Source organism: Flagellimonas sp., assembly GCF_965233845.1.
Lineage (GTDB): Bacteria > Bacteroidota > Bacteroidia > Flavobacteriales > Flavobacteriaceae > Flagellimonas.
This window is the reverse complement of the sequence record NZ_OZ247584.1, coordinates 1,334,978-1,348,421: the sequence shown is the minus strand read 5'-3', so window position 1 is coordinate 1,348,421 and position 13,444 is coordinate 1,334,978. Positions and strand designations below refer to the sequence as shown.

7 protein-coding genes are annotated in these 13,444 nt (G+C 43.0%); 1 reads left to right on the top strand and 6 read right to left on the bottom strand.

The features are described from left to right. The first annotated feature begins 672 nt into the window (after positions 1-672). Positions 673-1,431 carry a GntR family transcriptional regulator gene (locus ACO6S0_RS05955; RefSeq protein ID WP_422351083.1) on the top strand — a complete coding sequence of 253 codons (759 nt, stop codon included), beginning with the start codon at positions 673-675 and terminating at the stop codon, positions 1,429-1,431. A 4-nt stretch (positions 1,432-1,435) separates the two neighbouring features. Here ACO6S0_RS05955 and ACO6S0_RS05950 read toward each other — a convergent pair whose 3' ends face one another. Genes ACO6S0_RS05950 through ACO6S0_RS05925 form a run of 6 tightly spaced genes read right to left on the bottom strand, consistent with a single transcriptional unit; the run spans position 1,436 to position 13,405 of the window. After that, positions 1,436-2,659 carry a DUF4185 domain-containing protein gene (locus tag ACO6S0_RS05950; RefSeq protein ID WP_422351082.1) on the bottom strand — a complete coding sequence of 408 codons (1,224 nt, stop codon included), beginning with the start codon at positions 2,657-2,659 and terminating at the stop codon, positions 1,436-1,438. Positions 2,660-2,688: 29 nt separating this feature from the next. Further along, positions 2,689-3,873: a DUF4185 domain-containing protein gene (locus tag ACO6S0_RS05945; RefSeq protein WP_422351081.1), complete on the bottom strand. Its 1,185-nt coding sequence runs from the start codon at positions 3,871-3,873 to the stop codon at positions 2,689-2,691. After that, positions 3,863-5,845, bottom strand: a complete 1,983-nt coding sequence (locus ACO6S0_RS05940; protein WP_422351080.1) for a sialate O-acetylesterase — start codon at positions 5,843-5,845, stop codon at positions 3,863-3,865. The genes ACO6S0_RS05945 and ACO6S0_RS05940 overlap by 11 nt, the downstream gene beginning before the upstream one ends. 8 nt (positions 5,846-5,853) lie before the next feature. Continuing rightward, on the bottom strand, positions 5,854-7,203 hold the full coding sequence (locus ACO6S0_RS05935) for a sugar porter family MFS transporter (RefSeq protein ID WP_422351079.1): 1,350 nt from the start codon (positions 7,201-7,203) through the stop codon (positions 5,854-5,856). 14 nt (positions 7,204-7,217) lie between these two features. Beyond that, positions 7,218-9,905: an ROK family protein gene (locus tag ACO6S0_RS05930; protein WP_422351078.1), complete on the bottom strand. Its 2,688-nt coding sequence runs from the start codon at positions 9,903-9,905 to the stop codon at positions 7,218-7,220. A 5-nt stretch (positions 9,906-9,910) separates the two neighbouring features. Then, a complete protein-coding gene (locus tag ACO6S0_RS05925) occupies positions 9,911-13,405 on the bottom strand; it encodes a VCBS repeat-containing protein (protein ID WP_422351077.1) in 3,495 nt (1,164 codons plus the stop codon). Positions 13,406-13,444 lie beyond the last annotated feature (39 nt).

Sequence of the window (13,444 nt, the reverse complement as noted above, 5' to 3'; positions counted from 1 at the left end):
TATTTTACTAAAGAATAAAACTCATTTTCAAATTAATTTTTTCCATGTCACACCTTAAATGAATTTAAAACAGGTTGCCCTTTAGGAAAATCTTAGTACATAAGTGGCTGGAACAATAAATCCTGTTTCCAATTCTATTTCCAGCGTGTACGATAGATGGTCCCAAGGAATGGTTCCTTTTATAATAAAGGTCAAGAAACCTGGGTAATTGTTGATACCATTGAAGCATCGCACTTGGAACTATCATTTTGACAATTTTAATGATCCTCTTTGCATAATGAAAGTTGGAAGAAATTCGGGTCAATTAAATCACTTTATTGATAAAAACCTTCGTCCTATAAAAGTCAAAAGCGCAGCGGAAGAACAGTCATTTTGGATTAGAGTATTGCCGCGATGAAAGCTTTTGAACCATATACATTATCAGGATTAGAATTAAAGAACAAGTTCGTTATTGCACCCATGTTGAAGGGAATATCATAGAATTCTATTCTCACCGATTAAAATTGAGCATAGTAATAGTACTATTTAACTATTGAATAACCAACTTCTAAATCATAGTCTTTGGAGGCGCAAACTATTGGTTTTAAATGATTCCCTGTGTTCATATATTCCAATCCGATCCATCTTATCAATATTTTCAAATGTTTGACACAAATTTTATAAGTTTGTCGAATGTCTGAACAAAAGAACATAGTAAATTTTAAGTCCCTAAGCATAGATCATGATAGTCCTGTACCCCTGCATCTTCAGGTTGAAGAGATTCTTCGTGATATGATAAATGACCCGGAATACCAAAATGGAAAGTTTTTACCTAAGGAGGTAGATTTGTCCAAACGACTTGGAATTTCAAGGAATACCATTCGACAGGCCACCAATAGGTTGGTTCAAGAAAAGCTGTTGGTAAGAAAAAAAGGGGTTGGCACCAAAGTGGCAAAAAAGCAGGTCGAAACCAAGCTATCCAATTGGGTTAGTTTTAGCCAAGAAATGCATGCTCAAGGGATTAACTTTAGAAATTACGAAATCAAGGTTTCCCAAATCAAAGTAAGCGCGGAAGTTTCGGAACAATTGGAAGTAAAGGAGGGGCATGAACTTTTCAGATTAGAAAGACTTCGTGGTTTGGAAAACGGTCCTTTTGTATACTTCGTGAGTTATTTTCACCCAAGAATAGGCATTACAGGAAATGAGGATTTTGAACGTCATCTCTACGATATCTTGGAACATGAATATCATACCATCCCTGTTCTTTCCAGAGAACAAATAAGCGCTATTTTAGCCAACAAATTTCTTGCGGAGAAATTGGGAGTTCCCGTAAATTCGGCCATTCTACAAAGAAAACGGGTAGTCTACGACCCTGGCAATAGACCTATAGAATACAACATAGGTTATTACCGGGCCGATCAATTCACTTATGGTATAGACATTAAACGTTAAGCCACTATTCCAAAGAGATTTCAAGGAACCGTGGTCTGTATAGATTGGGGTCCTTTAAAATATCCGCCCAAAAATCAAATGAGTTCACGTTATAGCTTGCTAAAAGAGTACCAGGTTTAGATAGGTGCGGGTAAGCCTTGGCGTTATATGTGAAATAGGTTTTATGGGTATCATTCTCAGTGGCCAAATACACTATTTCAGGCTCCTCAAATGGCCCAACGAGGGACTCGCCAATTTGTATGGCCACCTCAGGTCCCATGGTAAAACGTTGGTAGGTCAATACAATTCTGCCATCAGATAAAGGGGATACGCTCATTTCATTGGAAACATCCTTGGCTATCATAGTCGCTTCTTCCATTTCTGCCACCCAATCTTGACCGTTCCAAAATTTCCAATAATCAAACTTTGTCAAATACTCGGGTAATACCCTTGCGACCAACAGGCCCTTGGTACCTTCTTGGTTGGACACCGCATATGTATAGATATGGCCATCGGGGTCCGGAGCTCCCGCTGATTCCGTGTTCACATAAATGGCACTGCCAAATGAAGTTTGGGTTGCTGAATCAAAAAATGGAGTCTCCAATTGGGTATGATCTAAATACGGAGGCGTACTGTTCTTAGGTATTTGCAATAAATTTACGCCAACTTGTTCAAAATTAAAACCTCCTATACCCGTGGTATCCTTTTCCCGAACCGGGTAAGCAAAAACATAAAGGTTTTCATCCCCCTCTGTGTTTACAAATCCATCTCCCAACCAATAATAATCATGTGGTCTGGAGTTTGGTGTGTTTGGCTTAAAAAGTGCTTTGGCCTGTTGACCCCCGCTTTCTTTCCAATGGAACGTAATATTATCTGCATTCGGTTCTTGGCCTTTCAGGATTCCCACGGAGTTATTGATCATTAAAAAATCTTCCGGCAGTAAGCTTTGCCCATCATGATGCCCGATCATGGTGTCCCCAAAAGTAAAAAGTGTGACCGTGCTATCTGTTGCGGCAACAAATTCTTTGCCATCCATAGGAATTCCAAAAATGCCATCTCCCCCAAACCATCCTTCATTTTTAATAAAGAGCTGGCTCCATTTAGGGGATGTTACAGCAACGATAGTCTCTGGCTCTTCATTATTATCCGCTATCGGTGTTTCTTTTGTTTTGTCTTTGCAGCCTACACTCGTCATGACAATTGACAAAATACTTATCCTAATTGTCATTCCATTTATCCAGTTTTTCATATGTTTTTTTTAAGTCCAGTACTCGTTTACTAATATTTTACTTTTATAAATCTAGGGTGATATATACTCGCGTCTTTTTGAATATCTTCCCAAAAGTTTAGCGTAATCGTATTGTAACTGATCAACAGTTCCCCGGGTTTTGATAAATGATAATGCGCTTTTGCGTTGTACGGGAAAAGTCCTTTTTCCTTGTATTCCGGGCAAGTATACACCTCATGGATTTCACCAAAGGGCCCCACAGGACTTGTCCCCACACGTATACCTACCTTATCGGAAAGGCCCAAAACCGTAAACGTGAGTAAAAAATTGCCGTCTTCTGTTGGAGTTACGCTGAGTTCGTTGGAAACCGCATTTGTTATTTCCGCCACCTCTTCCTTTTGTTCCACCCATTTCTTACCGTTCCAGAAACCCCATTCGTCAACATTTTCAATATTTTCAGGTAGTACCCTTGCTGCTATCAAGGACTTTTGCCGTTCCATGATACCATAGATGTAAACATATCCATCTGGGTTTGGAGCATTGGCTTGCTTAGTATTCACGAAAAGTCCGCTACCAAAATATACCCGCCCTTCTGTTGGGTGTACAAATCCTAAATCGGTCGCGATTTGAGTTGACTTGGAGATTCCCTCTTTGATAGGGTTATCAACTTTTAACAATGTTATGTTGGTCTGTTCAAAATCAAAAACATTGGGACCGGTTTTATGTACATGATAGGCAAAGAGGTAAAGCGCATTGTCCTTATGATGGTTTATAAACCCATCCCCCAACCAGAAATACTCATTGGCTTTGGCATTTCTGTTATTTGGAACAAAATAGGATGTTGGCTTCCCATCACCATCCAAGTTGTACTCAAAATCAATGGCCGATTTCTTTGGTTCCAGCCCCTTCATCCATGCGGTGGTATTGTTCACCATAACATTACCAGGTTTTGGCACATTGTTTACAACCTCCCCAATATAGGTGTCGCTAAAAATAAAGAGGGTCTCTTTTTCTCCGTCTCCTTGATTTTCCACACCATCTAAAGGAATGGTAAATATCCCATCTGCTCCAAACCAACCCGAGGTACGCTCCATTAACGCTGTCCATTCGGGGGCCGGCGCTGCCTGAAAGTCATATGAACCGATATCCTGCACCGACTTTTCTTGTGCCGAAATCCGATTAGTGGACAACAATAATACAATTAGAAAGCTTACTATTTTATATTTAAAATGCATGGGGATCGTATTGATATGTTTTCTTGGAAGTGCCCAACTCAAAACTATCGGTTCGGAAAGGAAACGCGGGCAGTCCTTCGGCATTTGTCAAGTCCAATTGTCCGGGATTATCAGACCAAGCGTACCTTACATACTTTGGATTTTTGATATTTTCATGGTACACCTTTACCGTGTTCGTAGTTACCAACTCTGCTTTGGCCCATTTGAACTCGCCATTCTTCCCAGCTATGGCAAAGCCCCTTAAATAGCCATACTTGTCCTTACTTACCAATTTATCTCCATGGGTCTCAAACTCGACCAAAATGGATGTATCGGTTAAACTATGGGATTTGTAAACAGGGCTTCTTTTAAGTATGTCCCCATAATTGTAATGTTTCGCCAACAATGCCAATCTTCTTCCTACTTCTTTTTTATTATAAGGGTGGATGTCATTGGCCTCACCAATATCTATGGCAGTAACAATGTCAACATTTTCTAAAGCAGTAGCTTTCATTTGGGACTCCCGCAATTCGGCCCACTGACTATTCTTAGGTTCAGCATCTTCTTGCCTATAGTTTGCCAATTGAACAACCAAAAAAGGCATTTTAGGATTGCTCCATTGCTTCCGCCAATCTTGTATCATGGCCGGTAACAAAGAGCCATATTCCACAGCCCTGGATTCATTGGATTCCCCTTGATACCAGATTACTCCTGCTATGGGCAATTTATGTAAGGGAGCTATACTGGCATTGTACAAGAGCATGGGGTGCGAGAATGGACTGCCATTGGACACTTCAGGTTGCGGAAACCGATTACTGTCTATACTTACTCCTTTTTTGTACTTCCAAGTTCCGTTGAGGATGGAATTGCCCCAAAAGGCATTGGTGTAGATTCCTCCCTTCCCGCCAACATCAAAAACACGTACGGTGAGTATATTTCCCTTCTCCCGAAGAATGTCTTTGGATGCGGAATAATTCCTGAAATTGCTTTTCCCAAAGGACTCCCCTATCTGTACCCCATTGACCCATACCCTATCATAATCATCAATTTGGTTGAGAACAATATTGAAATCACTCTTTAATTGGTCAACATCCAAATCAAAGGTTCGCTTGAACCATATGCTGCCATCATGTGAAGCGTACCCAAAATCATCCCAGAAAGCGGGCAAGGTACATTCTTCCCAATTGGAATAATCATACCCTTCTTCGTACCATTTCCCCTCAATTCCAGGTCCTTTTAAATAATATTTATCATCCCATTTCTTTCTAAACTTTTCCAATTCAGTATCCAGGGTTTTAAAACTTTTGTTGATTTTACCCAACTTCTGCGTAACCTCATCAAACTGCGGAAATGTCTTGAGAACGTCCATACCCATCCAGGTTTCTATGGCCGTAGCCCCCAAATTACTACTGATGAGACCTATGGGAACTTCTTGTTCCCCAACTAGGTTTTTCCCGAAAAAGTATCCAACGGCACTAAAGTTCCGGGCGGTTTCCTTGGACACTTCCTGCCATACGGCATTGGGTACATCCTTTCTTGGAAGATAATCCCGGTCTACCCATACCGAGCACAACCGAAGGTTGGGAGAATCATAGTTGTCATCCGGGGTTTCCTTATACCGCAGCATATTCAGGGTGTACTGCATATTGGATTGCCCTGCACATAACCATAGGTCACCGACCAATAGGTTGTCCAATGTCAATTCCCTACCTTGATCATCTTCAATTTGAAGGACGAAAGGTCCTCCGGCAGCCATGGGTTGCAGATTCACTTTCCAAACTCCATTTTTATCCGCTTTTGCCGTATGGCTTTGGCTTCCAATGGTAATGGTCAATGTAGTCCTTGGCTCTGCCTTCCCTTCAATAGGAATTTGCTTATTCCTGGGCAATACCATATGGGAAGAAAAAATGGGAGGCAACTCTATCTGCCCGCATACCAACATGGGTACAAGTACCATAAGGGAACATAAGAGCTTTAAAGCTATTTTTTTCATGACTAGATTTATTTTTTCCATCCCATTTCAATTTCCTCCAAGGTCTTGCCCTTGGTTTCCGGAATCATCCTATACGTGAAAACCCACAGGAAAATGGCGTTTAACATAAACAACCAAAATGTATAGGAGGGTCCAAGGTCACTCAATAATATGGGAGTGAATTGTGATATTAGCATAACCCCTACCCATAAGACCATTATACATATGGACATGGCCACTCCCCGTACTTTTGTTGGAAAAATTTCAGAAATCAACACCCACGGAATAGGTCCTAAGGAAGAGGCAAAGCAAGCCACAAATCCCAAGATGAAAATCAGCAGCCAAGGTCCTTCAAGGGCATCGAACTGATATAAGGCCCCAATGACCAACAGGCAAACGATCATTCCCAAAATTCCCCATAACAATAGTTTTTTCCGACCTGCCTTATCAATGTATTTAATGGCCACAAAGGTGAAGATTGAATTGATCACTCCTATCAGAACGGTCTGTATAAGGGCTGAATCCACGCCAAAACCAGCAGATTTCAATATTTCAGGGGCGTAATACATGATGGCGTTGATACCTGTAACCTGTGAAAAAAGAGCCAATACCACGCCAATGATGATCGCAGTCCGAAAGCCTTTTTCAAAGAGTTCGGATAATTTGCCTTTTTCTTGCTGCAACGCTTTTTGGATACCTTGATGGATTTCTGTGGCTTTCTCCTTCGGATTCAGTTTTTCCAGAATGTGAAGGGCCGCCGCATTGTTACCGTTCTTGGATAACCACCGAGGGCTCTCGGGAACCAAGAACAGGGCGCCCAAAAACAATAGGGCAGGCAAAGCCTCTGACCCCAACATATAGCGCCATCCATATGCAATGTTCCAAGCTTCATCCCCTGCCTGTGCCACCAAATAATTGCAGAAATACACAATAATTATCCCCAACACTATCCCTAATTGATATAGGGAGACCAGAGACCCTCTTTTTTCCGCCGGAGAAATCTCCGATATATACAATGGCGAAAGCATGGAAGCAGCACCAACACCTACACCCCCAATAATCCGTGCAATGACCAAAAGTGTAAAACTTGGGGCCAACAGACAACCAATGGCCGATATGGCAAACAGCAAAGCTGTTATGATCAGGGCCTTTTTCCGGCCGATCCGGTCGGCCACATACCCAGCAGTCAGCGCGCCTAAGATGCAACCCAAAATGGCACTGGATACGGCCCAACCTTTTAGTGTAGGGGTCAAGGAAAACTTGGTTTCCATAAAACCAATGGCTCCCGAAATCACGGCTGTGTCGTAACCAAACAAAAATCCCCCCAATGCTCCAATGGCGGTAATCTTAAAAAGGTAGCTGTTCTTTTGTGCTTCCATGCTTTTGTAAATGATTAAAATCCTGTTTTACAGAATTCTGGTTTTACATTGGATTGGATCACTTTTGCCTCTCCCTCACCCAAATTTTCAATCTTGTAACGTCCTACCGCGGCAGGGACCACAAAGGTTTCGGCGTAGTGGATGTCCATACTCCTGTTTTGGGCCACCACACGTATTTTAGCGCCTTCCACCAAATTGAGGATATGGCATTGTTCTTCCGTGTCAATGATCGTTTCGTCAGTGAACTCAAATCTATGGATTTCATAAAAATGCTTTGGGTGGGTGGGTAACTTTACCTTCTTCCAATGATTACCGGATTGTACCACTTGTGGTTTGGAAATGTATTCCACTTCTACCCTATCTCCTTGACATTCCATATTCAGGTTGGCCACACCGCGTTCAATATTCAATGGCCTTGGTTTTCCATCCAGGTCCATGCGCATCCAATCGTACATCTTAAAAGTGAATATGTAAGGAGTACTGCTAATTTCCAAAACCAAGTTCCCTATACCGGAACAATGCACTGTTCCATTTGGAATAAGAAAAAGATCATGTTTTTTGGCATCGAACGTTTGCACGTAATTCTCCACCGGCATGGGCTTTGCTTGGGCATGGCTCTGCTCCAAGGCCTCTTGGAATTCCTCTTTTTGCACTCCTTCCTTAAATCCAAGATACACCTGGGCATCGGCGTCGGCATCCAAAATATAATAGGTTTCATCTTGGGTAAAGTTTTCCCCAAAATTTTCCCGCATGTATTCCAAGGTGGGATGGCATTGTACGGATAGGTTCTGTCCATTCACGGTATCCAGATAATCGAACCGTATGGGAAAATCCGTTCCAAAAATATCTGCCGCTTTGCCCAAAATGGCCTGATTATCTTGGAACATCAAAAAATCAAAGGAAACCTCCAATCGTGCGCCGTTCTTTGAAATCACAATCCCATTTTCTGGTGCAATGAGCTCAAAAGACCATGCATAGTTAGGCACATTCTGTGCCAAGCCATCAAATTTTTCCTTCATCCAATCCCCTCCCCAAATCCCGGGTGAGAACCAAGGTCTTGGCCTAAAGGCATGGGCAGACATTTCCTGAAGTGCTGTTCGTAAGGTATCTCCCGAACACCATGAGACATCACCTTCAAACTGCCCGTCCACAACATAGTCCATATCCTTCAGCAGTTGGTGTTTATGTCTGTTCAAGACTGGCCAATCAATAAAGTACATGCGCTTGTATTGATGTTTTTTATCAGCCACCATAATATTGCCCAAATTGGCAACCTGCCCTGCCCTGGAACGAAATTGTATCTCATTCTTTGGAATATCCATATAAATCACGGTCCCTTCCCAACCACTCAAGGCTGCTCCGGGCCCATAGATAATATTGAGGACACCCTCCTCCGGTTTAATGGATTGCAATTTTTCCTCATCGAAAAATTCTTTTAAATCTCTGGGAAATTTCTTTCCAAAAACAGGGTCGTCGCCTCCCAAAAATGGAGCCACCATCTCCTCTATGACCGAAACCTCCTTGTACGCAGAAGCCATGGCATAATTGATATGCTTTACATTTCTTTTTTGGAGTTCACTGGACAAACGGGCCATAAATTCTTCCCAGTATGCCCCCATATAACCGTCTATGAGAACACATCCTGTTTTGGGAAGTTCATCCACGAGGCTCTCCACGCCCATGGAAACAGTCCCCGTAGAAATCTCAAAAGAGGGGTACACCATATAGCCTTCACCTGTTCTTGACCCATCTTCCTGCATTGGCATCACATACTGCTCCGTGTTTCTTTTTGTGCTCAATTTATTCTGTTTAATGGTTAAATGTATGACGGCACCTAAAATGGCCGAATGGGCCGTGCCTTTAGTAATATGAATATTGGGGGTGACGGGGAAACAAGCTTCAAAAGCTTCGTTGAAAAGGTGATAGCTCTTGGATATGCTTCCTCCAATAACAAGGGCATCTGGTTTGAACACTTCCGAAAGAGAAGTCATCACTTCACCCAAATGCTGTCCGTATTGTTCAAAAATTCCCTTGGCCTTTTCCAAGGTTTGCGCATGCTCGGCAACTTCCTTCACATTGCCCACAGTGATGCCCGTGGTCTTGGTAAAAGTTTCCAAAAACCATTGGGTGGAAATCCAATCCTCCACTCTTCTGTTTTTAAAGGGAAGGTTATAAATATTGCCTTCATTGGGTATGTTGGCATGTTCGGTGACCACATTTCCATCAATGACAAAGCCCGAGCCTATTCCGGTTCCCAAGGTTACCCCCAAAACCTTTCCCTTATCGAGATTGTTGGTATAGGCCTCCCCTAGAACAAAACTGTCCGCATCGTTGATAAAGACAATGTTATCTGGGGACGCCAAGGCATCCTGTATGTGAGTCCACAGAAAGAGTTTCAGGTTGACCCCAAACAGTGCGTCGTATTTGTTGAGTCCACGGATATGGGAAACCCCATTGGTATAGTCAAATGGACCGGGCACGGACAGACCAATGCCCTTTATGGGCCTTTTGAACTTTTGAATGGATTCCCTTATGGCAGAAAGCAATTGGTCCAAAAAATCCTGAGCCGGCAGATTACCGTCCACTGGATAACGTTCCACCGTTTCCATGAGCAATCCCATTTGCGATGCATCCACCATACCAAGGGCAAAATGGCTACCCCCTATATCAATCCCCAGATAATATTTGTCTTGGTCCTGCATGGACTTTACTTCTGTTTTGTGTTAAACTTAATGTTGGCATTCTTGGGCAATAGCACCTTTCTGGTGGATTGGGACAAATACCCCTCGCCATTATAGAATTCCATTTTTCGTTGTTTACCATTTTCCAAGGTGATGATACCTGATTGCGCATCGCGCGGGATCATTATCACATTTCCCAAACCTTGATTGTTGCGGTGTACACTAAGGCAATCATTATTGATGGAAGAAACCAACAGTTCCCCCTTTTTCCCCAGTACCCGGACCAAGGCACGGGCATTTCCATTGACCATAAAGCCGGTATTTTTTTGATTTTTTGGTTTGAAGTTTCCCGTACCATCCCCTTTTAGGACAAGTCCCAAAAAGGCATCGTTCTGTCCATAGCCCACCTCGTACTCGTAAAAGTTGCCTATAAGGATGACGTCCAAGTTCCCATCCAAGTCCACATCTGTGATGGTAGTGCCCATAATTGGCGCCCATTGGGCCTCCGTGGGTAAGGGCTTTACATTGAACTTGCCCCCTCCTTTGTTTTCAATATATAGGCTCTCCAAATTTTCTACGGTTCTCTTGATAGGGTTATCGGCCATATTGTTCAAAAGGAGGTCTTCAATCTGGACATCGGCATAGGAACGATAATTTTTATATCTACTTTTAATGGAAACCATTTGTTCTGCCAATAAATCCCTTGATGCCAGCGGGTAGCTCATCATAGCCCTATCGGGACTTAGACCATATTGCGTGATCAAGGGGTCCACTCTGCCATCCTTGTCAAAATCCCCAACATGCAGTTCCATGGGATATTCCCCTGATGCCCTATACACGCTATTGGTTCCTTGGTTCCCGACGATATAATCCATATCCCCGTCATTGTCAAAATCCCCGCCATTGATGCTGTTCCACCAACCCGATGAATTGGGCAATACAACTTTTTTAAAACTTCCTTTTTGATTTTTGTACAGGGTTACCGGCATCCATTTCCCCACAACCACTAAATCTACCCAACCATCATTGTCCACGTCGGTCCAAAGGGCTGAGGTAACCATTCCCAATTCCTGTTCACCCAATTTTGAGCGGGTGATATCGGTGAACCTCCCTTGGTTGTTTTCCAACACATAGCTTTTGGGTGCCACCCCATAGCTTCCGGGAACAACCATTCCGCCTACAAAAAGATCTAAATCCCCATCTTGGTCATAATCAGAAGCAATTACACAACCCCCACTCGTGTTCATGGCGGGCAAAGCATCCTCGGCCATGGTTAAATTCCCATGACCATCGTTTATATACAATCTATCCTGATAATGTCTTGGCTTCATCAGCGAGAATTCGGACCCTCCACTGACCACATATAAGTCATTGTCCCCATCGCCGTCCGCATCAAACCATATGGCCCCAACATCTTCATGCTCTGCATTACTTTCAAAGGTTTTATTTTCAAAGCGTCCATCTTTACGTTGGATATACAGCTGACCTGAAAAACCATGCGAGCCTCCAATGAAAAGGTCATCCAAGCCATCACCATTGGCATCGGCAACTGCAAGGGAAGGTCCATTGCTGGAAAACTTTTGCGGAATGAGTGGTTCTATATCAAAATCTGAAAAAGGGATTTCCTGATGTTCAAAAGGAATCATCTTATCAACCTTGGAAAACATTTGATTTTTTTCAACCGTACGGATCCGCTCAGATATCTCAGAAGCATCGGAATACTCTAGTGTCAACGTAGTGTCCATCCCTCCATTGGAATAGATCTTTCCTTTTCCATCTGGCCAAACTACGATAAGGCTATCCATTTTTTGATCTTCCGGAAATGCGAAATACAGTGAGGGCGCCACGCTGGATTGAAACCCTCTGGTGGTATAGTTCTCTGAAAACTGAACCGTACTCCCGGCATAGGCCCATACTTTTGCCCCTATCCCATTTGGATTGGTCTTTGGGCCTTTAAAAATGAGTTTTAGGGAATGACCTCCATTATTTTTGCTGTGGGAAGAGGTGTTCTCCAGTACAGTGGCTTTCTCATTGATGTTGTTGGTGACAATGTCAAGGTCTCCATCATTGTCCAGATCCGCGTACACGGCTCCATTTGAAAAACCAGGAGATTCAGGGACCCATGTAGATGAAGTGTTCATGAACTTCAACCCGCCATTGTTCTTATAAAAATAGTTTTGGAGCTTTACCTCGGGCAGTTTGTTGATACTGGCCAAGTATATACTGTCCGCTTCCTCCCTGGTCCTAAACTTGAACTGTTTTCTACGATACACGATGAAATCTAAATCGGTCATATCCTTGAGGTAGCCCGTAGTGATGAACATATCCTTTAGACCATCGCGGTCATAATCAGCCATCAATCCTCCCCAACTCCAGTCCGTACTGCTAATACCCATAAGTTGGCCCACCTCACTGAACGGGGCCTGGCTTCCATTGTTTAATTGGAAGGTGTTCCGCATGTATTGGGGTTGATAGCCTACACTTTTGCTGAATTCAAAAAGGTTGTGGTTGGGTTTGTTCAGCATCAGTTTCCTACGACGATTATCCGAAGGCAGCATATCCAATACCAAAACATCGGTAAGACCGTCATTGTTGATATCGGCAATGTCATTGCCCATACCATTATGGCTTTGGTGACTGAGAAACTCCTTGGATCTGTCCTTAAAAGTTCCGTTCCCTTGGTTGATATACAGGATATCATTGGAAATAAAATCGTTGGACACGTAAATATCCGGATACCCATCTTGATTAAGGTCGCTTATCCCTACCCCAAGACCAAACCCTTCAATCGTAATACCAGCTTCATCAGAAACATCCGTAAAGACTGGGTGCCCAAATGGACCAACACCATCGTTGCGGTACAGTTTGTCATTGCTTTCGGATTCCCCATTCAGTTTTCGTGGCACAGGATTGTTCATCCCGGTCATTTGGTGCATATGGTTGAGCAGGTACATGTCCAAATCACCATCCTTGTCATAATCCAAAAAAGCGGATTGTGTGGAATACGAAGAATCTGCCAACCCGTATTCCTGGGCCATTTCCTCGAAGGTTCCATCACCTTGGTTAATGTAGAGTAGGTTTTTTCGTTGTTCTGGATCTAAATGTCCAGATCGGGACACATAAATATCCAACCAACCATCTGTATTGATATCCACCATGCTCACCCCAGAAGACCATCCTTTGGACTCCAGACCTGCTTCTTCGGTGATATCCTTGAACCTTAGATTGCCTTGGTTCAGGTATAATTTGTTGGAAACTTGGTTTCCCGTAAAGAAAAGATCGTCCCATCCATCATTATTGATGTCGCCCACCGCAACACCTCCACCATTGAAGTAGTAGATGTAGTTGAGGATATTCAAATCGTCATCCAAGGGAAGGTCATTGGAAAAATGGATTCCAGAGGCTTTGGCCGCCACTGGCTGGAAGAGATATTCCCTCTGCTTTGTACCCTCTGTGCACGACGCACCCAAAATCAAGAGTACAAAAGACCAAATCCCAGATGTTACAATCCCTTTTTTCATTGCTGACTCCTTCTGTTGATGGAAGGTTCCTTTTTGCTA

Coding starts and splice junctions, on each gene's coding strand:
- ACO6S0_RS05955 (WP_422351083.1), top strand. CDS start 673: ATGTCTGAACAAAAGAACATAGTAAATTTTAAGTCCCTAAGCATAGAT.
- ACO6S0_RS05950 (WP_422351082.1), bottom strand. CDS start 2,659: ATGAAAAACTGGATAAATGGAATGACAATTAGGATAAGTATTTTGTCA.
- ACO6S0_RS05945 (WP_422351081.1), bottom strand. CDS start 3,873: ATGCATTTTAAATATAAAATAGTAAGCTTTCTAATTGTATTATTGTTG.
- ACO6S0_RS05940 (WP_422351080.1), bottom strand. CDS start 5,845: ATGAAAAAAATAGCTTTAAAGCTCTTATGTTCCCTTATGGTACTTGTA.
- ACO6S0_RS05935 (WP_422351079.1), bottom strand. CDS start 7,203: ATGGAAGCACAAAAGAACAGCTACCTTTTTAAGATTACCGCCATTGGA.
- ACO6S0_RS05930 (WP_422351078.1), bottom strand. CDS start 9,905: ATGCAGGACCAAGACAAATATTATCTGGGGATTGATATAGGGGGTAGC.
- ACO6S0_RS05925 (WP_422351077.1), bottom strand. CDS start 13,405: ATGAAAAAAGGGATTGTAACATCTGGGATTTGGTCTTTTGTACTCTTG.